This is a genomic window from Spartinivicinus ruber (genome assembly GCF_011009015.1).
In the GTDB taxonomy this organism is placed as follows: domain Bacteria; phylum Pseudomonadota; class Gammaproteobacteria; order Pseudomonadales; family Zooshikellaceae; genus Spartinivicinus; species Spartinivicinus ruber.
The window spans coordinates 5,094,417-5,117,230 of sequence record NZ_CP048878.1 but is presented as its reverse complement, the minus strand read 5'-3'; the positions used below and the strand labels follow the sequence as shown (position 1 = coordinate 5,117,230).

At 39.0% G+C, this 22,814-nt stretch carries 23 protein-coding genes; 11 read left to right on the top strand and 12 right to left on the bottom strand.

Annotated features, from left to right (window positions below; genetic code table 11):
* Positions 1–4: 4 nt before the first annotated feature.
* Positions 5–1,798, bottom strand: coding sequence for a sensor histidine kinase (locus tag G4Y78_RS23270; protein WP_163835278.1), 1,794 nt, complete (start codon positions 1,796–1,798; stop codon positions 5–7).
* Between the two features lie 171 nt (positions 1,799–1,969).
* Positions 1,970–2,779 carry a lipopolysaccharide kinase InaA family protein gene (locus G4Y78_RS23265; RefSeq protein ID WP_163835277.1) on the bottom strand — a complete coding sequence of 270 codons (810 nt, stop codon included), beginning with the start codon at positions 2,777–2,779 and terminating at the stop codon, positions 1,970–1,972.
* A gap of 254 nt (positions 2,780–3,033) precedes the next feature.
* Here G4Y78_RS23265 and G4Y78_RS23260 point away from each other — a divergent pair, with 254 nt between their 5' ends.
* Positions 3,034–3,870 carry an HDOD domain-containing protein gene (locus G4Y78_RS23260; protein WP_230425774.1) on the top strand — a complete coding sequence of 279 codons (837 nt, stop codon included), beginning with the start codon at positions 3,034–3,036 and terminating at the stop codon, positions 3,868–3,870.
* Positions 3,871–3,882: 12 nt separating this feature from the next.
* Here the strand turns inward: G4Y78_RS23260 and G4Y78_RS23255 are convergent, their stop codons facing one another.
* From G4Y78_RS23255 to G4Y78_RS23240, 4 genes are all read right to left on the bottom strand, one after another.
* Positions 3,883–4,260 carry a VanZ family protein gene (locus G4Y78_RS23255; RefSeq protein ID WP_163835275.1) on the bottom strand — a complete coding sequence of 126 codons (378 nt, stop codon included), beginning with the start codon at positions 4,258–4,260 and terminating at the stop codon, positions 3,883–3,885.
* Positions 4,261–4,272: 12 nt separating this feature from the next.
* Positions 4,273–4,905: a pseudouridine synthase gene (locus tag G4Y78_RS23250; protein WP_163835274.1), complete on the bottom strand. Its 633-nt coding sequence runs from the start codon at positions 4,903–4,905 to the stop codon at positions 4,273–4,275.
* Between the two features lie 217 nt (positions 4,906–5,122).
* Positions 5,123–5,326, bottom strand: coding sequence for a DUF2788 domain-containing protein (locus G4Y78_RS23245; RefSeq protein ID WP_163835273.1), 204 nt, complete (start codon positions 5,324–5,326; stop codon positions 5,123–5,125).
* Between the two features lie 381 nt (positions 5,327–5,707).
* The gene (locus tag G4Y78_RS23240) at positions 5,708–6,316 is read right to left on the bottom strand and encodes a DUF416 family protein (protein ID WP_163835272.1); all 609 of its coding nucleotides are present in this window, start codon (positions 6,314–6,316) and stop codon (positions 5,708–5,710) included.
* A 315-nt stretch (positions 6,317–6,631) separates the two neighbouring features.
* Here G4Y78_RS23240 and G4Y78_RS23235 point away from each other — a divergent pair, with 315 nt between their 5' ends.
* From G4Y78_RS23235 to G4Y78_RS23215, 5 genes are all read left to right on the top strand, one after another.
* Positions 6,632–7,693: a potassium channel family protein gene (locus G4Y78_RS23235; protein ID WP_163835271.1), complete on the top strand. Its 1,062-nt coding sequence runs from the start codon at positions 6,632–6,634 to the stop codon at positions 7,691–7,693.
* Between the two features lie 79 nt (positions 7,694–7,772).
* Positions 7,773–8,426 carry a DUF2491 family protein gene (locus tag G4Y78_RS23230; protein ID WP_163835270.1) on the top strand — a complete coding sequence of 218 codons (654 nt, stop codon included), beginning with the start codon at positions 7,773–7,775 and terminating at the stop codon, positions 8,424–8,426.
* Between the two features lie 72 nt (positions 8,427–8,498).
* Positions 8,499–8,900: a DUF350 domain-containing protein gene (locus G4Y78_RS23225; protein WP_163835269.1), complete on the top strand. Its 402-nt coding sequence runs from the start codon at positions 8,499–8,501 to the stop codon at positions 8,898–8,900.
* A 13-nt stretch (positions 8,901–8,913) separates the two neighbouring features.
* Entirely contained in the window at positions 8,914–9,270 is a 357-nt protein-coding gene (locus G4Y78_RS23220) for a DUF1190 domain-containing protein (protein WP_163830646.1), read from the top strand.
* A gap of 6 nt (positions 9,271–9,276) precedes the next feature.
* Positions 9,277–10,440, top strand: coding sequence for a glutathionylspermidine synthase family protein (locus G4Y78_RS23215; protein WP_163835268.1), 1,164 nt, complete (start codon positions 9,277–9,279; stop codon positions 10,438–10,440).
* Positions 10,441–10,478: 38 nt separating this feature from the next.
* On the opposite strand, the gene G4Y78_RS23210 is transcribed toward G4Y78_RS23215, so the two are convergent.
* The 3 genes from G4Y78_RS23210 to G4Y78_RS23200 form a co-directional block, all read right to left on the bottom strand.
* Entirely contained in the window at positions 10,479–10,922 is a 444-nt protein-coding gene (locus G4Y78_RS23210) for a type III secretion system chaperone family protein (protein ID WP_163835267.1), read from the bottom strand.
* Between the two features lie 27 nt (positions 10,923–10,949).
* On the bottom strand, positions 10,950–12,734 hold the full coding sequence (locus G4Y78_RS23205) for an inositol phosphate phosphatase SopB (RefSeq protein WP_163835266.1): 1,785 nt from the start codon (positions 12,732–12,734) through the stop codon (positions 10,950–10,952).
* A 234-nt stretch (positions 12,735–12,968) separates the two neighbouring features.
* Entirely contained in the window at positions 12,969–14,798 is a 1,830-nt protein-coding gene (locus G4Y78_RS23200) for an ABC transporter ATP-binding protein (protein ID WP_178124484.1), read from the bottom strand.
* 363 nt (positions 14,799–15,161) lie between these two features.
* Between G4Y78_RS23200 and G4Y78_RS23195 the strand changes: the two genes are divergently transcribed.
* The gene (locus G4Y78_RS23195; protein ID WP_163835264.1) at positions 15,162–15,506 is read left to right on the top strand and encodes a hypothetical protein; all 345 of its coding nucleotides are present in this window, start codon (positions 15,162–15,164) and stop codon (positions 15,504–15,506) included.
* A gap of 95 nt (positions 15,507–15,601) precedes the next feature.
* On the opposite strand, the gene G4Y78_RS23190 is transcribed toward G4Y78_RS23195, so the two are convergent.
* Positions 15,602–18,199 carry an ankyrin repeat domain-containing protein gene (locus tag G4Y78_RS23190; protein ID WP_163835263.1) on the bottom strand — a complete coding sequence of 866 codons (2,598 nt, stop codon included), beginning with the start codon at positions 18,197–18,199 and terminating at the stop codon, positions 15,602–15,604.
* A 338-nt stretch (positions 18,200–18,537) separates the two neighbouring features.
* Between G4Y78_RS23190 and G4Y78_RS23185 the strand changes: the two genes are divergently transcribed.
* Together G4Y78_RS23185 and G4Y78_RS23180 are read left to right on the top strand one after the other, a co-directional pair.
* A complete protein-coding gene (locus tag G4Y78_RS23185) occupies positions 18,538–18,996 on the top strand; it encodes a chemotaxis protein CheW (protein ID WP_163835262.1) in 459 nt (152 codons plus the stop codon).
* A gap of 163 nt (positions 18,997–19,159) precedes the next feature.
* Positions 19,160–20,086, top strand: a complete 927-nt coding sequence (locus tag G4Y78_RS23180; protein WP_163835261.1) for a hypothetical protein — start codon at positions 19,160–19,162, stop codon at positions 20,084–20,086.
* Positions 20,087–20,197: 111 nt separating this feature from the next.
* Here the strand turns inward: G4Y78_RS23180 and G4Y78_RS23175 are convergent, their stop codons facing one another.
* Positions 20,198–20,482, bottom strand: coding sequence for a hypothetical protein (locus G4Y78_RS23175; RefSeq protein WP_163835260.1), 285 nt, complete (start codon positions 20,480–20,482; stop codon positions 20,198–20,200).
* A gap of 72 nt (positions 20,483–20,554) precedes the next feature.
* Positions 20,555–21,124 (bottom strand): hypothetical protein, encoded by a 570-nt coding sequence (locus G4Y78_RS23170; protein WP_163835259.1) that lies wholly within the window; start codon positions 21,122–21,124, stop codon positions 20,555–20,557.
* 401 nt (positions 21,125–21,525) lie between these two features.
* On the opposite strand from G4Y78_RS23170, the gene G4Y78_RS23165 reads away from it, so the two are divergent.
* Both G4Y78_RS23165 and G4Y78_RS23160 read left to right on the top strand, forming a co-directional pair.
* Positions 21,526–22,086 carry a hypothetical protein gene (locus G4Y78_RS23165; RefSeq protein WP_163835258.1) on the top strand — a complete coding sequence of 187 codons (561 nt, stop codon included), beginning with the start codon at positions 21,526–21,528 and terminating at the stop codon, positions 22,084–22,086.
* Between the two features lie 287 nt (positions 22,087–22,373).
* Positions 22,374–22,808 carry a thermonuclease family protein gene (locus tag G4Y78_RS23160; protein ID WP_230425639.1) on the top strand — a complete coding sequence of 145 codons (435 nt, stop codon included), beginning with the start codon at positions 22,374–22,376 and terminating at the stop codon, positions 22,806–22,808.
* Positions 22,809–22,814 lie beyond the last annotated feature (6 nt).

Below are 22,814 nucleotides of genomic sequence, written 5' to 3'. Positions count from 1 at the left end.
AAGCCTATTTTTGTTTATTTAGTTTTTGATTATCTTTATAAAGTGGCAACTCAACACTGAATACTGCTCCTCCATCCGGTTGACTAGCAGCAATTAATTTTCCATTAAATGATTCAATGATGCGTTTTGATATAGTAAGTCCTAAACCAAGTCCTAAACTTATCTCTTTAGTAGTATAAAAGGGCTCAAATACTTTTTTAAGATCACTAATGCCAGGGCCAGAATCACTAAACTGAATGATGACTTGATCATTATTGGTTTCAACCGTAATTGTTATTAGTTTCTCAGGGCTTTCACTAAGTTCCTGAATGGCATTGGATAGCAAATTAACAAAAACCTGTTCCAGTCTAACAGCATCACCTAAAATTAAGATTTCCTCCACAGTAAAATTAACAGTGCATCTTATTTGATGGCGTTTAATTTGGTTATCAACGAGGCTTAGAGAGTCATTTATACAGCTTGTGATGTGTACTGGTATTAAGCTACCTGATGTTTTGCGAGAAAATACTTTAAATTGAGCAATGATAGTTGCCATTTTTTTACATAATAAATTGATTTGACCAAGATTATCAGCTGCATCTTTCAAACGGCCTTTGGCTAAAAATTTTCCGGCATTATCTGCATACGCTTGAATAGCGGTGAGAGGTTGGTTTAACTCATGATTGATACTTGCAGACATTTGTCCTAGTAATGCAAGCTTTGCTGTTTGAATCAACTCCTCTTGAGTTTGTTTTAATTCAGCCGCAGTTTTTTCCCTTACTTTGACTTCTTCTTGTAGTCGTTGGTTACTGGCAGTTAAATCTGCAGTTCTAGCCATAACCCGGGACTCGAGTAAATCCCGAGCTTCTCGTAATTGGCGTTCATTTTTAACTTTTTCGGTAATAAACAAAACTACTAATAAACCTAAAGTGAGCAAGGAAGCAACTAGGATAAGGGTGAACCAGCTGTCTTTATGTGCTGAAGCTAAGTCTAGTAAAATATAAACCCGCCAGCCTGCTTCTGGCATGTCAAGATAACTGGTCAAATATTGTCGTATATTGCCATTAGACTCAGGAATAGAAAAAATTTCGGTGGTGTGGGTAAAAGGTTGTGTTAAGGACTTTGTTGTTAACTCCAACTCCATAATTGACTGGTTGCCATAGCGCCTAGCATACTGAAGGCGTCTGAGTTGGCTCATGGATAAGGGCTGTAATGATTTAAACCGCCACTGTGGGCGGCTGCTGATAAAAATAATACCATCAGGGTCTGCCACTACTAACTGGGGTTGACTTCGGTCCCAGGATGTCTCCCAACGGCTTTCAATATTACTGAGGCTTACTTTCACCACAACAATGGCCACAATTCTCTGGTTATGTTGAATAGGATAAGAAAAATAGTAACCACGTTGTTTAGACGTGGTGCCTATAGCATAGTAACGGCCTGCTTTGCCCTGTAAGGCCTGTAAAAAATAGGGGCGATAGTTGAAGTTTCTGCCGATAAAACTGGTTGGTTGATTCCAGTTATTGGCGGCAACAGTTAAGCCGGTGCTATCCAGTAGATAAATATTAGCTGCATTAGTTAGAGTAGCAGTTGTTGTGAACAACTGGTTAATGTGGTCAATTGCTTGGTCTGAAGGTTGAGCTGCGTAAGCTTGCAATAATGGGTGGGAAGCCAGTAACTGAGGAAGAGACTCATATTTTGCCAAAATACCCTGTAAGGTAATTCGATACCGGGCTAATTCATTTTGCGCCTGCTGTTGTAAATTAATATAGGCAGACAGTTTTGTATGTTGAGCAAACCATAGCAGTGTGATAAGCATTGCCATTATGCCTAGAACAATTACAACTAATCGGTGCCTTAAGTTGTTGGATGCTGGCTCCATAAATACCTGCTTAGTTGCCTAAGTATTGCTTGGCACATGATTATTTTATCTTATTATTGAAGCTGTGAAAAACCCTTAAACTTTTCATGTAAGGTTAATAGAGTATTATTAGAGGTGCCCTAAATCCTCTGTCAGCTTTTGTTTTACCTTCATTAGTTTTGGGTAGTGTGAAAAGTATACATCAAGCAATTGGTTTTTATCTTGTTTCGGTAAAGCTGAACTGTGCCTTAAAAAGCACTTAAGATCTTTATAAGCTCGCCACCGTTTGCTGGGTAAATACCTGAGTTTTTCCAGGTCGATGACTTTAATTGGCTGGGGATCGTTTGGGTCCAGTGATACAAAAATATGATTTGGGTATAAGCAATAGTGACATAAGCGGTGGCGGTGTAATTGAATAATCCAGTCAGCAATATGTTGAATGACTCGCTGCCGCTCTATAACAGTAGGACTCTTTTTGTACCATTCGAATAAATTAATGTGGTTGACTAATGCTTTCGTAATTAAAATAGCCTGGTGCTGATTTGCTTGGCGACGCTCACCAAAATATACAGGTGATAGTGTCGGTAGCTGAAGTTGTTGTAATTTACAAATATTTTTATATTCTCGGAGAAATGTAGGCTCTCCGTGAAAAGGGTGGGACAGACTACGAGTGTTATGATTTTCTTGGCGCTTAATAAAAACAAGTAGTGGTGAAAGGTTATTTTCCTGACAGCCGTTTGCTGTTGCTGCATTATTAGTTGTTTCTAAATGCACGTCAGGTTGTAAATGATATTGAATAACTCCACTCCAGCCGTTACGCCGATAGTTAGGCTTTTCAAACCAGTCAGTGGTTAATGACCAGATTAACTCAAATTTATCTAGCTGGTTGTGTTGAAATAGCTTTTGTAAACTGGGCGTGGCGAAGGTTTCAAACATCATTTCTCGGTTAGCAGTTCTAAACGACTCGCTAGTAAACCATAATCAGATAAATAGTCAAATTCTTATAAAGGACACTTTTAATAATTGTTTGCTGCCTTGCTTGGAAAGGCAACCACACTACTTTACTGTTCAAGACCCAGTCAGCTTGCACAGAGGCGATAAACAAAAGTTGCTACTGTGAAGCTTGATGGTTGAAGTTGGCTGACTAAACTGAATCATAAACCACAAACCCTGTTTAAGTTGTCGTGTTGGCTATGAACCCAGCAGAAGAGTTTGATTTAAAAGGTGTTTTTATTCCTCCACAGCCAAAGCTGATGCTGCAGATTAATGAAGCGGGGGAAGATCTTAATAAGATTGCAGAAATAATCAGCACTGACCCTGGTATTGGTGCTCAAGTGCTTAAAACAGTTAACTCACCAGCTTTTGCTAGGACCAAAACGATTAACTCCATTCATCAGGCAGTGATGATGCTGGGGAGTGGCTATGTCACCAATATTATCAATGGATTAATGCTGAAGCGTGCTTATGATCATGTGGATACAGAAGCACTAGAAAGCTTTTGGCAAGGTTCTAAAGACGTATCATTAGGAATGGTCTTGTTAGCCAGACAGCTGAATATGCTTGCAGTAGATGATGCTTATTTGATTGGCTTATTTCACAACTGTGGTATTCCTTTAATGTTGCAAAAATTTCCAAACTACATGGAAATATGTCAGCAATCCTATGGTGAGGGAGTGGAAAATATCGCGGAATTTGAAGACCAGCAGCTTAATACTAACCACTGTATTGTTGGCTATTATGTGGCCAAAGCTTGGCAGCTAAACAAAGATGTGGCTGAAATTATTAGAGACCATCATCACTTGACTTCAACAGAAGATAAGTCCGCTTATTTTAAGGGCAATGAGCAAGATGACTTAGTGTGTCTATTAAAAATGGCAGAGCATATCTGTAAGCTTTATAAGAGTTTAGGCAAGCAAGATACTGACTATGAATGGGAGCATATTAGAGGCACGGTATTGGATCATGTAGGTTTGTCAGAGCCTGATTTTCTTGACTTGCAGGAGCTGACCCGTGAACAACTTGGCTTATAGTTAGCTTTGTGGTTACCAGCGCCAATTGATAACAGGTAGGCGTTTCCACAAGGGGGTGAGTAACCAGTAGCAAAAGATACCTCCTATATCTGCAAGTACATCTAACCCAGAGGCAGATCGATTAGGCAAAAAGCTTTGCACTAACTCAATAAATAAACCATACCCCAATAGTGTTAGTACTTTTGCAAAGCTAAACCGTGTTTTAGGAAAGCTGCTATCCAGTAAATAAGCCAAATAACCAAAAGCAGCAAAATGCTTAAATTTATCGCCAAAGTTAGCTAATACAAAGTCAGGCTTTGGTGAAAACGCAAGCCAGCTGATAACCACCAAGCTGACCAGTAAACAGGCTAATGACAAGCGCTGGTGCAAGTAACTATTACCGTTTGCCATATTACTTTATCGTTATTTCACTTCTGCGAGTTTGTTGGGAGAGATTTCAAGCCACTCGCCAGGTTTTAAAGCTCCTAAGTGTATAGGGCCAATCTGATATCGCACAAGCCGTAATGTCGGGTGACCAATAGCAGCAGTCATTCTTCTGACTTGCCGGTTACGACCTTCAGTAATAGTAATACTTAACCAGCAGGTAGGGATCTGTTTACGTTCTCGGATGGGTGGGTTACGAGGCCAAAGTGCTGGGGGCTCAATAATGCTTACCTGTGCAGGACGAGTCACTCCATCTTTTAATAGGACGCCTTGGCGAAGTTGATTAAGAACCTTAATATCAGGAATACCTTCCACTTGAACCCAGTAAGACTTTGCCAGTTTGTGGCGTGGATGGCTGAGGCGGTGTTGAAGTTCTCCATTATTAGTGAGTATTAGTAAGCCCTCGCTATCCCTGTCAAGTCTGCCTGCAGGGTAGATGTTAGGGATGTTAATAAAGTCAGACAGTGTTTGGCGGCCACTTTGATCAGTAAATTGAGTTAACACTAAGTAGGGTTTATTGAAGATAATAACCCGTGGCTTAGGTTGAACACTTTTTGGCTTAATATCTTTGTAGGGCGAGTGATAGCGTTTGGGCGTGTAGGGGTTGTTCATAGAATAAGTTAACTACTGGCTCAATTTTTCGCGACAGCCTCTATAAAATAGAGGAGTTTGTGAATTGGTTACTAAATGATCCGTATTTGTACGGATTGTGGTCAAGCTAAATTTTAACCAGAATGAAGTTGTTGATAAGCTGCTCCAACCTTATCACTTATCATGTTCGTTCTTATCTTTGCCCAGCCAATAAGCTGGGTTTTTTTATGGCTGTTTATTAATAGCTACCAATCATTTCAACGACGATTGTTTTAATTACAAACGCTAGAACACCTAAACATAGCACCCCAAATAATACAAATGTGCCAAATTTTCCGGCTTTAGACTTTTTGGCTAAGTCATAAACAATGAAAGCCATAAATAATATCAAGCCTGTCAACAGTACTTTAAGCACGAGGCTTTCAAAGTCTTCACCTTCCATTACAACACCTAAACTTCAATATTTACATATAGGATTAATATTCCACCTGACCACAGCAACTCTTTATATAGCCTAGCATGTTGATAGCCGATGAAATATGTGGACTAGTATACAATAAGTTAAATGTCTGGGAGCAACTATCTAACTAATTATATTGCTGACCTGGAATGTCATTGAGTGACAATATTTTGGTTAACTTTGTCACACAAAGTGACTGGCTTGTGAGTTTTTTCACTTAAACACGCTACAAAAAAGTGGCATGATCTCTGCTGCATATTAGATGTCGTGTAAGCTGATAGCTCTATCTTGAAGAGGCTTTAATTAAGAAATATTTAATTAAGTGACTTGCAAGATAGGGCTAATTTTTTCTAAACCCTACAATTAAGCATCTTGCTCATTAGCTGTAATCCCTAGATGACTTATTTGGTCATTCTGTGCAAATTTTCTAAGTGCCTTAATTTCAGCGCTGCTAATAGATTTCTTTTTAGTTAACTGGTTATGTAGTTCTGTAAGGAAGCTGAGCTGAGTTAAATAAAGTGGGTGTGACTCTACATATTGGCGTAGCTCTATACCACTTAAGTCGTCTACTTCCGTGTGTTTGATAAACTTTAAAATAGTGACCAAGCTTAAATCAGCAACATGTACTGCATCTTCCAAGTTAGGTCCTAGTGCAAACATTAAGCACGAGATAACTGATACGGCACTGTCAAGTGCGGGTGATGCTCCATACATGTCGTATTGGTCTAAATCAGGCACAATCTCTTCAGCTTTAGCCAGCCACTTCTCTAAAGCTGCCGTATTTTTTTGGCCTGCAACATGTTCCCAAAGCAAGCTAATCGCTTGTTTCAGTACATTAATATCGCCAAACTGGGTCAGCTCTGAAAAAAGCTGGTAATTAGGTAAACTGCGTTCAGCTATTGCTGTTGCGAAAGCTAATTGTTGCCAGTTAGCAAGCGGTTTAAGCTGTTTAATCAATTGTGCTTCATTCACAAGTTAGTTGATCCTTGTCCTTTAATTATCTGGTAGGGTAGTGTAAACATTGAACTCGACGGGCTCAATGTGTTTACTCAAGATATTAATTGCGTCTGCTTTGTTATGGGTTTGCTTTGTAATTAAAAGAGCCATTTGCTACGCAATTATGATGATTAAACTGCTAATGCAGTATCTATTCTCAACAGCAATATAGTTAAACTATATTCGAGTGGTTGAATGAAGCACCTATCGTTTTGGTTTTCAGGTACACTAGAGGTATGCCTCCTCAGGGTGGGTATTGAAAAAAGTGCAGAATTATTGGTCTGAAGGTACATGATTTATTTACTAAATCGGTTTTTTAAGCAGCTGAATCAACAGTTTTTAATGATATCTCTGGTTGGAATAACACTGGTTGTTGTTTTTCATTCGCTGCTTTCTTGGTTGTTATTGTGGTTATTAGGCGAGGGCGATTTAGTTAAGCCTGAAGTGTATATTTACTACTATTTAACCACGGCAACAACAATAGGTTATGGTGATTATTCGCCAGTGACCATCTGGGGTAGATTATTAGTTGCTTTCTGGGTAATGCCTGGTGCTGTGGCATTATTTGCGGCTTATTTGGGCAAGACAACACAGTTAGTTGTAAGTTGGTGGAGGAGAGGTATGCAAGGTAAGGGGGATTATTCCAATTTAGCTGATCATTTTCTGATTTTAGGCTGGCATGATGATGACACAGCTCGGATGGTTGAGTTAATTACAGCTGATGCCAAACGAGCTGAGCGGGATATTGTATTGTGTGTAGATGATGAGATAGAAAACCCGTTTCCTGATACTGTTGCATTTGTACAAGGGCGCGCCTTATCTGATGAAAATCTACTCATAAGAGCTGGGGTGAAAACTGCAAGTCGAATTATTATTTATGGTCAAACCGATGACCAGACTTTAGCAACTGCACTTGCTGTTGATGCGTTGAAGCCGAAGGGGCATATTGTTGCTCATTTTGAAGATGAACGGAAAGGTGAATTACTGAATAGTCACTGTCCAAAAGTAGAATGTAATACTGATATTGCCGTAGAAATGCTGGTGCGATCTGCAGAAGATCCAGGTTCATCCAGGGTTCAAACACAGCTATTATCGGCTTTATCTGGGCCGACTCAGTACAGCTTAAAAGTGCCAGATCACTTTGCTGGTACTGATTTTGGCAAGCTCTTCTATTATTTAAAAGAGCATCATAATGCCACTGCTTTTGGAATGGCAGGAAATGTAGCAGGTACTGATTTAATTCTTAACCCCAAACCCAATACTCAAGTTAATCGTGGTCAACTGATCTACTTTATGGCGCAGGAACGAATTACAAGCGATGAGGTTAAATGGAACTCATTCGCCTCTGAATAATAAATGGCATCTCTAAAGTTAGTTCTTGTGTGTTCTTAAGTATTAGTGCTTGTTACAAATTAATAAAAGAGGCCAGTCAATGTTTGGAAAATGGTTTAAAGGCAAGCAGCCAGAAGCATCTGAACAAAATAAATTACCTAGCCCATTAAACTTACGGCTTGGAGCGGCGGTGACACTAGATACTGTGGTGATGACTATGCTGGCTGATAAGTTGAATTTTGAAGTGCCTGGCAGTCAGCAAATTATTGAAGCACAAGGTGTCACTAGCCTTGGCATGGGGTCATATATTAACCGTTACTATACATCGGAAGATGGGTTTATCCAGGTTAATACAACAGGTGGTCACGAAGAGCAGCACATTGATGATGTAAAGTTTTTTGTGTTTGCAAAAACGCTATACCCTGGCACTGAAGCAGAGTGGGATACCTGGTTGGCTGTGGGAGGGCAAATAGGCCAGCCAACCTTAAGCTTTCTTGATACTCAATATCAAAGAGGCTTCAACTCAGAGACACCTGGTACCATCCGGCCTATAGAGTTCACCGAGACTGTACATTCAAAAAGTGGTGAGCCCCCTTATCAAGTCGTACATCGTGCTATGTTTTATGAACGCCCATTGAGCGGTAGTGATCGTTATGAAGGATTATTGGTTTCCGCAGAACATAATCCAGATGGGGACTGCCTGGTATTTAGTTTAGGAGTTGATTTAGATCCTATGTCACTGTCTGTTATTTAGAAACATCCTAACGACGCGACAATTTGCTGTGATGTATGACTAGAAAAACTTAATTTGTAATAGGAAAATAACATGCTTACTTATTTATCCAATATAGGCTTATTCTTTTTGTATTTTATTTCAGCATCTGTGCTGACTATGGCGTATGTTTGTATTTACACTAAAGTGACGCCGCATGATGAATGGGAATTGATTAAGAAAAACATTACAGCGGCTGCACTGGCTTTTTCCGGTAGCTTGCTCGGCTTTATTATTCCATTAGCTAGTTTAATTGTCAGTGCGGTAAACCTTATAGATTTATTTTTATGGGGGGTTGTTGCATTACTTGTTCAGTTATTAACTTTTAAAGCAATTAGTCACATTATGCCTTGTATTTCTGAACGTTTAGCTAATAACGAAATGGCTTCTGGTATTTGGTTAGCTGCGGCGTCTATTGGTGCTGGAACAATAACTGCTGCTTGTTTGACATACTAACAGGAGGTGGTTAATGAAACGTTCAAAAACCGTTAAACTAGTCTTGATGGGATTAGCGCCTATTGGTTTGACGGCATGTGATGGTGAGCCGAATTATGAATATATGACACTCAATGAGTGTATTGATTATGTTAGAGCTGTTGATAGAGACTCTGAGTTTGATCTGGATATTTTAATTGGATCAGGATATTCCCGTTCAAAGCTGGATAAGTCCTTTTACAGGTATCGTGAGAAAAAATATGGTTCTTCATACAGTAGTAAAAAATCTTCTACCAGTAGCAGCAAGAAAACCACTACTTCATCTCGTGGTGGCTTTGGTTCCTCATCCTCTGCTCGAGGCTCTTGGGGTAAGAGCAGTTGGGGGGGATAACTAACTATGCAACGAGTGCCGATCAATCCTCGATCAGACTGGCAAGCATTAGCCAATCAGTTGGGTTTTAAATTTCATACCTTGTATGGAGAGCCATATTGGGATGAATCGGCCTATTATCAGTTTACCTTACAGCAAATAGAAAATGATATCGAAGATCCGACAGCTGAAGTACACAATATGTGTCTTGAGCTGGTGGATAAAGTGGTAAATGATGAGCAGCAGTTACAGCGTCTACGGATTCCTGAACTTTATTGGGATTATATTCGTAACAGCTGGAGGGCGGGTGATAAGCATTTATATGGCCGAATGGATTTAGCCTATGATGGCTCAGGTCCTGCTAAGTTTTATGAATATAATGCTGATACCCCCACCTCGCTTTATGAAAGTGCTTTTTGGCAATGGATTTGGCTGGAACAAACGATGGAACAGTCCATGATTCCTGCTAGTAGTGACCAATTTAACTCAATACAAGAGCAGCTCATTGAGCGTTTGACAGCAATAGATATACCACAGCCATTGTACTTTGCTTGTTGTAAAGGAACTGAAGAAGACCGAGGTACTGTCCAGTATTTTGAAGATTGTGCTGTTCAGGCGGGATTAGCTACAAAATTTATTTATGTAGAAGATATTGGTATTAGCCCTGACGGGGAGTTTACCGATTTAGACGATTATACCATTCCTACTTTATTTAAGTTGTACCCTTGGGAATGGCTAATGGACGAGGCATTTGGCCCTGTTATTCCTCAATCTGGCACTCAGTTTTTAGAGCCCCCCTGGAAAGCAGTGCTATCAAATAAAGGTATTTTACCGCTATTGTGGGAGATGTTTCCAAACCACCCTAATTTATTGCCAGCCTTTTTTGAGGATGAAATCAATCAAGGGAGTCGGTTTACCAAAGGATTTGTTCGAAAACCACTATTTTCGAGGGAAGGTTCAAATATTACTTTGCAAGATCACCAGGGTAACCAGCATATAGTGGAAGGCCCCTATGATGATAATGGCTATATTATCCAGGCTTATCATCCATTACCGGTCTTTTCTGATAATTATACCTTGGTTGGCAGCTGGGTTATTGCAGATCAACCTGCTGGTATTGGGATTAGGGAAGACCGGCAAGTAATTACGAAAGACTCATCACGGTTTTTACCCCATGTAATTATTGCTTGAGCAATAAAAAAGGTTTTATATATCATTCACCTAGCCGATTAAACTTTAATTTGACTTTGTGGTTGTGAGTTTTTCGTGTTAGGAAGAGCTAATAGCTCTTCTAAATACCAATTGCAACTATTTACAATGCGTTGAAAACCATCAACTACTTCTTCAACTGATACATTTATAAGAGGCAGATGCAGAACAGCGCATGCCTCTACCGCATCTGATGTAATAAAAAAACTGACAGGGAATTGTAGTTGAGTATCCCGGTTAGCAATCAATAAAGTAGCTAAAAGAGTCGGCTCTGCAGGTGCTGGCCCCAGTGAGGCTAATATTTCGAATTTTTCGTTTGTTGTTTCAGATAAGTGAATGGTTTGTCCTGACTCTAAGGTAAAAACAATTTCTACATCATCATCCAGTACAGGAACATATTCACCGCCAATTGCGGTGAATAAAGCTGCAACTTTTTCATTAAATAAACCACTACTGTTAGACATATTTTAAATCATTTTGCTAATGTTTGGTCAAGCGCTTACTGCACCAGACAGCCCTTGTACTTCTGCACGGTTTGGTTCAGCAATATTATTGGCATTTGAGGCGACAGCAATTCGTCCTCCTTCGAAAATTTTGTAACCTGGAACACCTGTGTTGGCTTGTTGAATTTCATGGTTGCCAGATTCTAATAGCATTTTATCGTGAAGCTTTTGACGCTCACCTATCATGGCACTGGAAAAGTCTGCTGCTTTGCCATCATTCAATTCTTGCTCAATTAGGGATTGTTTTATTTCTGCATCAAGCAGGCCAGTGCGATCTTTACCACTCATACAATTCCAAGCAGGTACTACACCAATCTCATTACTTAGAAGTACCACTTGCTCTGGTAGGGCATAGGCTCTGTTACCATCTAAACGGTGTTGGTTGGTTAATTTAAGCTTAGCAATGTTGTCCATATAGGATTGAATGCGTTGTTTTTTTACTGTATCAGTACAAGCTTCTTTATAGTTAACAGCCCAATTTAACAGTCGATTAAGGGGATCGTTGTTTAGCCTGTCAGCTAGTTTCCAGCCAGTTATATCAGTATTGGGATGTTTATCAGCAAGCTTAACGAGCATAGGGTATTTGCTTGCTAGTTTAGCACCACCATTTACTCCAAAATTAAATGCCAGTACATCAAGTTTTACCGTAATTTCTTTATTTTCACCATTAATATTAATCGTGAATTTTTTTGGTTCTTTACTTGCCCGTTCCCAAGCTAACAGTTGCTCTTGTATAAATTGTCTTTCTTTATAAGCTTTACCTTTGTAAAACTGGGAGGGAGTTAATAGTGAAGTTGATGTTAACTTTAACTGAAATGGTTCATTTTGCCTATTAGATTGTAGGTGTGCTATTAGCTGTTCCTTTTGAGTTTCAAGTGCAGCTTGAATAACTTCATGTGTACGCTTGTCTGCACCCGCTGCGCGAGTATTTGAGTCCTTTATGGCAAATGGCGTATTAACCCCATGGCGAACACCTTGAAAAACAGTTTTACCTGTTGAGTTTTTAAACTTTGACACCCATAAATTAACAGCATGGTTCGTTTCGTTGGTTGTCATGGAACTGATACCTGCCACTTTTGAGTTTTGATAGGTGACTTTTAATGAGGGCAGTCGAGCAGCAGGTATCATTTCGCTTGTATATTGACTGACTTGCTGATCTTGTTTCCATTCAATAGTTTTTGATATTGGTTGCCAATTTTCGGTATTTTGGTTCAGGCGTTTGGCTATCGCTTCTTTTAATTCTTGTTTGACTACTTTTTTTGTATCCTTTCCAATGGGGGCTGCTGCAAGCAGGATATTCTCCATATTATTTTTCAACTGGTTGGCGGCTTTCATCTGTTCTTTAGATGCGAATCCCTTGGTAGGGTATTGTTGTTGAAAATTTTTTAAATTATTGGTTAACGCACTAATTGTTTCCTGATTTTTAAAATCATGCATTGGAAATGTAACTAAAACATCGTGTGCTGCGTTGACATATAACTGAATCAGATTTTGAAGATTTTTTGCATTTTGAATACTACTGGAACTATCTTGGCTGTTTTTTATATTAATGAGCCTTGCAGCTGCAGGCTTCTCATTTTCGAAGGCATATTGGGCAGCAGTTAAATCATAAGATTTTGCTTTTTTACCAATATGGACCTGAAAAAAATGACCAATATTTGAAAAAAAACTGCTAACAGATGATGAAGGCTTTTTGTCATTAGCAATACTCAGATCTATTGAATTATTTGTTTTATCAGTAGAAAAAGCTGGAGAATTGCTAATGCCAGTCATAATAAAGACTCCTAAAGGTCTTATCCTTAACCGTAAAATATATAACCTGATAGTGAAAATAGCTATCAGGTTGCTATGAGTACATTTTTTATAGCTTGAATAGATACAGTGTTCTTTTAGATTTAGGTGATAAATTTTATGGTTTTATCAATTGAGGAGAAGGTTGGTTAGTTATCAGCCCAGTTATATAATAACTGGGCTTTGGTTTGAGTGAGGAAACAATAGTAGGTATGTTTATGTTTCTCCCAAAAAACCACCTGTTTGATGCGCCCATAGTTGTGCATAAATCCCGCCAGCTGATACCAGCTCTTGATGGGTGCCTTGTTCAACAATTTTTCCTTGATCCATTACCACAAGCCGATCCATTGCTGCAATGGTCGAAAGTCGGTGAGCAATTGCAATAACTGTTTTGCCTTGCATGAGTTTATACAGATTTTCTTGAATGGCGGCTTCTACTTCAGAGTCAAGAGCTGAAGTGGCTTCATCCAAAACTAAAATAGGTGCATCTTTTAGTAGCATTCTGGCAATAGCAATCCGTTGTCTTTGCCCTCCGGACAGTTTAACACCACGCTCACCCACTTGTGCTTCAAAGCCTGTATTGCCTTTGGGGTCAGTTAACTCTTGGATGAAGTCATAGGCTTCTGCTTTTTGGCAGGCAGCGATTAATTCTTCTTCTGTGGCATCAGGTTTTCCATAAAGAATGTTTTCTCTTACTGAACGATGCAATAACATGGTGTCCTGGGTGACCATACCAATATTGGCACGTAACGACTCCTGTTTTACAGTGGCGATATTCTGTTCATCAACTTGAATTTCTCCTTGTTCAACATCATAAAACCTGAGTAGTAAATTAACCAAGGTTGATTTACCTGCACCCGAGCGGCCAACTAAACCCACTTTTTCACCTGGTTTAATGTTCAAGTTCAGGTTATCGATAACACCAGATTGTTTGCCGTAGTGGAAACTGACATTGACAAAATCTATAGCACCTTTTTTGACCTGAATTGGTAGGGCTTGGTCATGGTCAAGTACTTCACGTGGTTGGCTTAAAGTATTCATGCCATCCATCACTGTACCAATATTTTCAAACAAAGAACTTATTTCCCACATAATCCAGTGGCTCATTCCATTTAAACGCAGAGATAACGCAACAGCCACTGCAATAGCCCCCGTAGTCACTTCATTTAATGACCATAAATATAAGGACAGAGCGCCTACAGCAAAAACCAATGTATAATTGATCCAATCCAGGCAAACATTGAATCCTGTTACCAATCGCATTTGTTTATGCACAGTAGTTAAGAATAGGTTCATACTGTCTTGGGCGTAGGCTGCTTCACGCTGAGTGTGGGCAAATAGCTTTACGGTTTGAATATTGGTATAGCTATCAACAATACGACCAGTCATTACTGAGCGAGCATCTGCCTGTTGGGTCGAAATACGACGCAAACGAGGAATAAAAAACCATTGAATACCAATATAGGCGCTAAGCCAGACTAACAGTGGAATCATGAGACGTTTATCTGCCTGGCCGATTAGTATGACCATGGTAATAAAATAAATGGAAATATATACCATTACATCAACAAGCTTCATCACAGTTTCACGTATCGATAAAGCGGTTTGCATCACTTTGGTAGCAATACGACCAGCAAAGTCATTTTGGTAAAAAGCCAAGCTTTGTTTTAGCAGGTAACGGTGTGCAAGCCAGCGTATTGCCATGGGGTAGTTACCTAGCAGGGTTTGATGCACTAACAATGAATGGATTAGTAGCACCCCTGGTATACCAATCAATAAGGCAACACTCAATATGATTAACCAGGTTTTTTCTTCGGTAAAGAAAGTAGTGGGGTCATGTTGTTCTAACCAGTCAACCAAAACCCCCATCATTCCGAACATAGAGGCTTCTGCAACAGCAGCAATTGCTGTAAAGAAAGAGACTAACAAAATAGGACGCCACATGCCGCGGGTGTAGTATAAGCAAAACATCAGCAGCGTATTGGGAGGCTGCTCAGGTTCCTGCTTAGGGAAAGCTTTTATTACTCGTTCAAAATAAGCAAGCATCATTTTTCCTTTACAAAACCAGGTTCGGCTATTTCAGCAAACTACAGGTATTTTGCATGTAGTCCAATGAGTCCAAAGTGTTAGTATTTTCAGCATATTTGCTAACAAAGTCCATTCTGGAAATATTGATAGCCTCTTTAGGCTGACTATTTCAACAAAGTACAGCCACTTTTAACATTCGCGAAAGGTATTACGCATTTCACAGTCCTTGGTAGCGCCTGTCAGTATTGAGCATTGTTGATAACAGTGGTGAGCTAACTCTGCACAAAATTTGCTAATTTAAATCAAAAAATTTGCACTTGCCTGTACTATTATTTGGCATTGAATATTATTGCTAATTTAAGTCAACCCAAAGGCTTTATTATGGTAAAAAATATTTTAAGATGGGAGCTAGTATTATTAGCATTATTAATTGCAGCAAACTTGTATCTGCAACTCACACCATTAAGTGAATTTGTAGAGAAGGTTAAATATACTCCAGAACTTGGAACAAAGTTTATTCCTTATTGTACCACGGGTGAGCTATCATCAGTGACAACTGATGTGGAAAGTCAGTTTAGTTGTTTGGCTGATCACCCAGGTGAAAAAGCAAGGGCTATGGTTTTTATACTGAGTATATTAATACTAGCTGCGTTCCCTTTCATTTATGTTTTTGTCGCACTTGCTTGCCGACTGGTGGGGCGAGTAGTTTTTGCAAAATACACTTAAACTGCAGGAGATAAAGATATCTGACAGTGTTATCTAAGGGTGGGGGTCTCCTGTAAGGGGGTAGGTATATAACCCACCCTGTTACTTGTTGGCAACTAACTATAATTAGCTAAAAATTCGGCAACTGCTGAATGCCCATATTTTCTTGCATAATACTCGGCGGTGTGAAAGTTTGAATGAGCTTTAATATCAGCACCTTTTTCAAGCAGTAATTTTACCATTTCTAAATGGCCTTCTTTTGCTGCTAAAGTAAGTGGGTGCCAAGTTTTTCGCATACCAAAATGGTTCGGTTTTACTCCTGCTTCCAGCAATGTTTTGGCAGCATCTAAAGCGTTGGCTTCTGCTGCAATCATTAAGGCGGTGTTTTTTTCATCATCTTCATCTTCTAAATCAGCTTTATTTTCTGCTAATAGCCTGACGACTTCACCGTGGTTATGTTTTGCTGCTTGCATCAATGCTGTCCGTTCATCCCAGGCTTTGGCATCAATATTGGCACCTTGTGAGAGCAGTAGTGCGACAATTGCTACCTCTCCTTTCGCTGCTGCTTTCATTAATGGGGTATAGCCTTGGGGTTGAACATAAGACTCAATATGAGCACCTGCTTTCAACAAACTATTGACAATTTCAGGGTGACCTGCCCCTGAAGCTAGCATTAATGGAGTATTACCATTAGGGTTGAGTCTTTCGGTGCTGGCTTTGTATTTAAGTAGCAACTGCACAGCTTTGTTATGGCCATTTTCAGCTGCCAGCATTAAAGGAGTTGTACTACGGGAAAGGTTGTCTGTCGAATCAATATTGGCACGATGCTGTAGCAATACTTTAATAGCTTGGTTTTTTCCGTGAGCTGCTGCTAACATTAGCGCGGTATTTCCTGCTTGGTCACGTCTTTCGACACTGCGTTCATCATTGGTAAGCAGTAAATCTAGAATTTGTGCATGGCCATTTTCAGCTGCTAGTAATGAAGCTGTTTTACCTTCATGATTAATTGCTTGAAGGTTGGCTCCAGCGGTCAGCAATGTTTCAACCATATCAAATTGCCCTTTGCTAGCGGCTATCATTAAAGGGGTTTGGTGATAAGCTAGTTGGGTATTTGCAGAAACGCCAACAGCTAAAAGGCGTTCCAACCAGGTAGCATCATTTCCTTTTAATGCTCGATTTAATAGTCCCCGGCTTAATGCTCCCTCGGGTTCTGCTGCAACAACTTTAGCTAACTCATTAGCATACTGGTTAATATAATCCGTGGTTTGTTGGCTATTTAATCGGTCAAAAAAAGTATGCCATTGGTCAGAGACTGCTAAATATCGTGGAGACAAATCTAATAGATGTTGATTATTTTTGGTGTTATTGATGGCCTCTATTACTAATGCAGACCAGTTTTCTCGGTGGTTATTGTTAATAATATCAATCTGCTCGGCAGGTAATAAATGCAATAGATCTTTGATTGTTAATAGTTGTAGTTCTTGCTGAATATTATTTTTTTTTAAATGCTGTACAAAAAACAATGGACCTTTATGTAGAATCTCAGTATTTGCTGCATCAGTTGTTGAAATTTTATGATATGGTATAAATGGTACTTCAGGTGTTTCTGCTAACCAACCTTTGCTCTCTAATAGCCGCATTAATGAAAGCGCTGCCAACGTTATTCCTGGGCGTAATTGCAGGCTATCATCCTGAACATCAAATAAATCTTCATGTTTAATTCCATGGGTCTCACCTGGTGCAATTTCCAGCTTACGATCCATCCGATTTAAAGCAGCTTCTATTTTTTGATGGAGGCTTGGGTTTTCATCATTCGGGAATAAATCTGCTCCGTATTCTTCATAAGAAACGGCTTGATCTAAATCAGATGTTTGTAGCTCGCTATTACTTTTAATAACTTTATACTGTTGCCAGGCTGCTTCAACTTCTTCATATAATGGTCTTAAAAATATATCTGCTACAAGCTTGGTGTTGAGTTTTTTCTGAACTGCTTCATAAGCTGCTGTTATGTCTTTAGGCGATATTGCCACCTCTGATATATAACGGTCTTGAATTTTAGTTAAGCCAAAATCTGTAGCGAGGTTATTCATATAACCATTTACATAGTGTATCTCATAGGCTTTTTTGGGGTTGTGGTGATTACGAACAAATTCTGTAATGATTTGTTCAATGGCTTTTTCTTTAGTTTGTTGAAGACTTTCTGACAACCCTCCTGCTGTTAGTGCTAACTCTCTGGTCGTGGAAAGAATATTAGATAGCGTTCCTTCGGAGCAAACGGTTACCCCTTGTGCTAAATTTTGTAAAGCATTCTTACGAATGTGTATAGGTATTTGTTCAACTTGAAGTAAGTGTATTAATTGGTCGATTGACTCTTTTCCCATGCTGTACAAAGTATCTATCATCGGACCAAAATAAGCGTGATCATCAAATAAACGGGTTTCTAGTAGAGAAAACGCCTCTCGACAACCAAGTTGCCAATCTTCGCTGAATTGGCGCAACACTGCCAGTTGCTGACGGTACTCTTCTTCAAATTTAGAAAAATCAGGGCTAGAGCGAAAACTAGGCAAATCTCTATGTTTTGCTGGTGAGTAGCGTATACCTGTTATTACCAAGTTGTTTAAGCCTGGCTGGTGTTGGTCAAGCAAATGAGGGCTTGGAGCTTGGTAATTATTGTTGAAAAACGTTGGAGTAAAAGATGAAACGGCTTGTGGCATTCTGACAAAATTCCTTATTGCTTCTGGTTACCAGCTAACCCCAATCATTGTTGAGTGATAAAGTGCTAACTTAGAAGTTATTACTATAAACAGTCTGTTGGGAGGGGCATGTTTCGATAATTTCCACGACAAGTGCTGGGTAATGGCAACTTTAACCAAATTTGATTGGAGAGTATAGAGGCTGGTTTTTTGAGGTAGCTATACTAATCTGTAACACAATTTGCGATTTTTTGATTTTGTACTGTGGGTCATGAAATCTCGGTCACCCAATAAGGGTCTAAACTATCTAATATAGCTAAAGCAAATAACTTATACCTATAAAAGGTGGTGAATGAGTAATGCAAGAGCAACAAGCATCGGATAATCAAATCGCTCAGTGGTTGACGTTTTCTCTTGAGACTGAAATTTATGCAGTAGAAGTGCTTCGAACCTTAGAGATTCTGAACTTTATGGAGTTGGCTCCAGTACCTGGGGCTCCAGGTTACGTGTTGGGAATGATCAGTCTACGTGGAGAAGTGATTAACGTTAATAGTCTTAGGCTATTGCTGGGGCTTCCTCAAGAGGACGTCACTGATCAATCATGTATTATTTTATTAGATATTGGTGGGCAAATTCAAGGCGTTTTGGTTGATAGTGTGTCAGAAATAGTCAGCATCAAGAGTGAAGATATTGACTCTTCTAACGAACACGGTACTGATTGCCCATTTATAAAGGGTACAGCTCACTATGAGGATAAAATATTAATTTTATTGTCAGTAGAAAAACTATTAGTTGGAGATGTAGGAGACGACTTTTAATGGAATGGATTCGCTTTTAGCGAATATGTCAATATAATACTTCTGCCCTCCTTGTAAATATTTATAATAAGACAACTCTGCTCATTTCTATCCATTTAGATTCAAAATAATAGAAGCTTTTATACTACTAATGTCTCTTTGTAAAACTATGGAGAGTTAAGTAATGAAATGGGTACTCATAGTATGTTTTTTACTATTACCAATCAGTGAGTTAAGTGCAGATAATAAGCTAATTCAGCGTTTGGCAGCTCAACAGGAGGCGATTCAGTTATTAGCACAACAGCTAGATGAACTTAGGAAAAAGTTTAAAAATCTGGAAGACAAGCTTAACAGTGAAAGTTCAAGTAAGATCTTTGGTGGTAAAGTGAGTTTGTCTAAGGATGGCCGTACGGTTGTATTTAGCGGTGTCAATGTACAAATAGTTAATGGAAAAGGTAAAACAAATACTACTAATGGGCTGGGCAATCTGATAGTTGGTTATAATGAATTATTAGTTAAAAATGGTGTACAAATGCATTACTTTTGCACAAATGGAGAATATCAGCATAAAAATACTTGTGAGGGAAATAATAGTAACTGGGGTAATAACCAGCAGAAAACTGGCTCGCATAATATTGTAGGTGGAATAGGTAACTCTTATACGCAGTATGGTGGAATGGTTATTGGAATTCAGAATATTATCAACAGAAAGTATTCTGTTGTCAGTGGTGGGTTGGCTAATCAGGCTAGTGGTGAGTTAAGTAATATTAGTGGTGGATATCATAATATAGCAATTGGCAGACTTAGCAGTATAAGTGGAGGGTTTGATAATATTGCGAGTGGTAAGTGGAGTACTATAAGTGGTGGGTATAATAATCGCTCGGATGGTCAGTGGAGTAGTATTAGTGGTGGCTCTGAAAATAAAGCAATCGGCACTGCAAGTAGTATAAGTGGTGGTGCAGCGAATATAGCTGATGGTTATAGAAGTAGCATTAGTGGAGGGGTTAAAAAGTCTGTTTCAGGTGACTATGAATGGAGAGCAGGGGAGTTTTATCAAACGATTGAACAAGGCAGTAGACGGCAATTAAGTTTATCTCATCATGAAGAGTAAAGTTTTTTATTTCTACAAGAAACAATACTGATGCAAAGCTACAGAGAAAAAGCCACTGAAGCTATTCAGTGGCTTTTATCTTAATGCTGATATCTAAAAAATAAACAGCGATTAATATGGCAGTCTTTCTATATGAGTAATACAAGCTTGTCCATCCAAAGGCTTATAGACTGTTACCATCGCGGGATAAGTAGTTGCGCCAGGATAAACAGGTGTTGCATTACAGAAGTACGCGTAGTTTGTGCCAGAAACCACTTGAGAGGCTACTGAGACAGGTTCATATTTTACTCCCACAAAATGCTCAAAGGCTTCACTAAAAGCAACTTTTGCTTGCTGATCAATATTGCAGGTAAAAGGACCATATGCGCCTAGAGCTGTGCTTGCATTAGAAGACATTTCTTTCTCCTTAAAGAATGTATTTAACTTAAGTGAATTTCTTAATGATTGTGTCGTATAGCTTAAATACTATTATTGTTCTTGCTCAACAACTACATAAGTATAGGCAATCCCTACTGGAGAACCAGCAGCTATAAAGCCGGAATCGACAACTTTAGCTGATATATGCCCAGGATATTTATTATAGAGCTGTTTAACTGCATTACTAAAGGCAAGATCCAGATTGCTTTGATTATAGGCATAACCTACCACCTGATTTTCTTTAACAGACTTAACTGATGCGGGAATAGCTTGGGGTTCATAATCAGCTAATAAATGGGTTACTTTATATTCTGTCGTACCATCAGGGGTTTGAATTTTAATCTCTTGCAGGTCGGGGCTGACTCCTTCAAAAGTTTGCTTGGCAGTGTAAGGGAAATAGCCTATAGCCGGAGTAGTGTATCCTACTACCTTAAAAACAGGTATTTTTGCATGTAAGTCAACAGCGACTACTTTAGTGGAAGTGATTCCTTCAGCTTGTCCTTCAGCGGTAATAGTTAAAGTTGGATTACCATGCTGGTGAGCTAAAACAAGCTCAAACTCTACTGCGGTAACTTTGGTAGGTGAAAGTTCTACTTCCGTTGTATGTGCTTGATTTGCCATTTTAATCTTTCCTTGAATATGTTTTTAGCACTTATATAAAAACGAATTTTTAAAAATAATAATATAAACTGCTGTCACATTAGGTTTGTAATATGAAGGAATGTTTTTTCAGTTTGCTGACTAAAATCAGCTCCATATCATGTTAGTTAACCAATCGTTTCTTGCCACTGTAGTTTTGTTAAGCTTTAGTGATAGTTTTTTATGTTTTCTAAAAAAATGACTTTCATTCACCTTGATTAAATAAATATTACATTATGCATTTTTATATGACTTATAAAAGAAAATTACTTTGTCTGCCTGTTTAAGCCTAAGTTAGAATGTGGCTGGGCTTTTATCTTAACCAGCCGGTAGTTGGTGCAATATTCAAGCAGACGGCGTATACAAAATCAGGATAATAAATAATGAAACTAACGTTATTAACAGCAATGCTTACCGCTTTTTCATCCATTTCCTTGGCTGAGGTGAAGATGATAAAGCTTGGTAATCCTGAACCGGAAATGACTAATCCCACCTTTGAAGTTAATACTGATTCATTACTAACTGAGGGTATTTCACGAAATATTGAAGTAGAACTTGATCGAATTACTGTGTTTGCTTCAAATAATCTACGAGGAACTACATTTATTATTCCCCAGCGGTTAGTTGATGAGTTTTGTGGTGATGTGGATGGCTGTAAGCTTCGTATGGCTATGTATAACTGGGATGGTACTGGTCGCACGGCATCAAGATCGAACCTGTTTTATTACAATAGTACTAATCATGTTTGGCGAGCAGAGAAAGGTGATAAACAAGGTACTGATGTTGATGGCACAACCCAGCATATTATGCAATCCTGGTCTTGTTATTTTACTGATGGTAGCTATGACAACTGGAAGAATGTTGGTGATTCAGAACCTGGCTTTGGGCTTTTATCTTGGAACCAATTTAATGCGGAAGAGTGTCGGTTAACGATTATTGACTAGAGGTACTCTCCAAGGTTTCTATTTTGTAGTCTGATGTAAATTCGGGCTAGGAGGCTCAGCACTCCTAGCGGTGCCTATTACTGTTTATGGCTCAGCGTAAGGCTTAACTAATATAACAAAAAGTTGTCAGACGAACAAGTTATGTACACCTAATGTTGTGAAGGGGTTGAAGTAGCCCAGGCTATTCATAGAGTAAATAATAAGTTTGGTACTTTGCTTGGTTGTTAGCACAACAGTTAGTGTATTTCGTTTAATATCTGTGCTTCTTGTCAAGTGAGGAAGTATTGGTGAAAAAATATACACTAATTGTTGCCCTTTTCCCTGCAATTGTTTTTGGTAAAAGTATTAAAGATACTGATTTTGGTCATGCTGTTGTTAGTAAAGTAACCAGTATCTACGATGGGGATACTTTTCGCGTCAATATTAAAGGGTGGCCTAAAATTATTGGTGAACGGGTTTCTATCCGCGTAAAAGGAGTAGATACACCAGAACTCAAGGGTCAGTGTGAAAAAGAGAAACAACTGGCTCGCAAAGCCAAGCAGCACACTGTGAGCTTATTGCGTTCAGCTAAAAAAATTGAGCTACGTAATATACAGCGAGGTAAGTATTTTAGAATCTTGGCAAATGTCTATGTTGACGGTAAGAGCTTAACCAATAGCTTGATTAAGGCGAAATTAGCCCGTCCCTATCACGGTGGCACTCGAAAAGGGTGGTGTAGTTAAAACCAA

What these genes read in the sequence shown, in the direction of transcription:
- G4Y78_RS23270 (WP_163835278.1), bottom strand. Translation starts at nt 1,798, where the DNA reads ATGCTTATCACACTGCTATGGTTTGCTCAACATACAAAACTGTCTGCC.
- G4Y78_RS23265 (WP_163835277.1), bottom strand. Translation starts at nt 2,779, where the DNA reads ATGATGTTTGAAACCTTCGCCACGCCCAGTTTACAAAAGCTATTTCAA.
- G4Y78_RS23260 (WP_230425774.1), top strand. Translation starts at nt 3,034, where the DNA reads ATGAACCCAGCAGAAGAGTTTGATTTAAAAGGTGTTTTTATTCCTCCA.
- G4Y78_RS23255 (WP_163835275.1), bottom strand. Translation starts at nt 4,260, where the DNA reads ATGGCAAACGGTAATAGTTACTTGCACCAGCGCTTGTCATTAGCCTGT.
- G4Y78_RS23250 (WP_163835274.1), bottom strand. Translation starts at nt 4,905, where the DNA reads ATGAACAACCCCTACACGCCCAAACGCTATCACTCGCCCTACAAAGAT.
- G4Y78_RS23245 (WP_163835273.1), bottom strand. Translation starts at nt 5,326, where the DNA reads ATGGAAGGTGAAGACTTTGAAAGCCTCGTGCTTAAAGTACTGTTGACA.
- G4Y78_RS23235 (WP_163835271.1), top strand. Translation starts at nt 6,632, where the DNA reads ATGATTTATTTACTAAATCGGTTTTTTAAGCAGCTGAATCAACAGTTT.
- G4Y78_RS23230 (WP_163835270.1), top strand. Translation starts at nt 7,773, where the DNA reads ATGTTTGGAAAATGGTTTAAAGGCAAGCAGCCAGAAGCATCTGAACAA.
- G4Y78_RS23225 (WP_163835269.1), top strand. Translation starts at nt 8,499, where the DNA reads ATGCTTACTTATTTATCCAATATAGGCTTATTCTTTTTGTATTTTATT.
- G4Y78_RS23220 (WP_163830646.1), top strand. Translation starts at nt 8,914, where the DNA reads ATGAAACGTTCAAAAACCGTTAAACTAGTCTTGATGGGATTAGCGCCT.
- G4Y78_RS23215 (WP_163835268.1), top strand. Translation starts at nt 9,277, where the DNA reads ATGCAACGAGTGCCGATCAATCCTCGATCAGACTGGCAAGCATTAGCC.
- G4Y78_RS23210 (WP_163835267.1), bottom strand. Translation starts at nt 10,922, where the DNA reads ATGTCTAACAGTAGTGGTTTATTTAATGAAAAAGTTGCAGCTTTATTC.
- G4Y78_RS23205 (WP_163835266.1), bottom strand. Translation starts at nt 12,734, where the DNA reads ATGACTGGCATTAGCAATTCTCCAGCTTTTTCTACTGATAAAACAAAT.
- G4Y78_RS23200 (WP_178124484.1), bottom strand. Translation starts at nt 14,798, where the DNA reads ATGCTTGCTTATTTTGAACGAGTAATAAAAGCTTTCCCTAAGCAGGAA.
- G4Y78_RS23195 (WP_163835264.1), top strand. Translation starts at nt 15,162, where the DNA reads ATGGTAAAAAATATTTTAAGATGGGAGCTAGTATTATTAGCATTATTA.
- G4Y78_RS23190 (WP_163835263.1), bottom strand. Translation starts at nt 18,199, where the DNA reads ATGCCACAAGCCGTTTCATCTTTTACTCCAACGTTTTTCAACAATAAT.
- G4Y78_RS23185 (WP_163835262.1), top strand. Translation starts at nt 18,538, where the DNA reads ATGCAAGAGCAACAAGCATCGGATAATCAAATCGCTCAGTGGTTGACG.
- G4Y78_RS23180 (WP_163835261.1), top strand. Translation starts at nt 19,160, where the DNA reads ATGAAATGGGTACTCATAGTATGTTTTTTACTATTACCAATCAGTGAG.
- G4Y78_RS23175 (WP_163835260.1), bottom strand. Translation starts at nt 20,482, where the DNA reads ATGTCTTCTAATGCAAGCACAGCTCTAGGCGCATATGGTCCTTTTACC.
- G4Y78_RS23170 (WP_163835259.1), bottom strand. Translation starts at nt 21,124, where the DNA reads ATGGCAAATCAAGCACATACAACGGAAGTAGAACTTTCACCTACCAAA.
- G4Y78_RS23165 (WP_163835258.1), top strand. Translation starts at nt 21,526, where the DNA reads ATGAAACTAACGTTATTAACAGCAATGCTTACCGCTTTTTCATCCATT.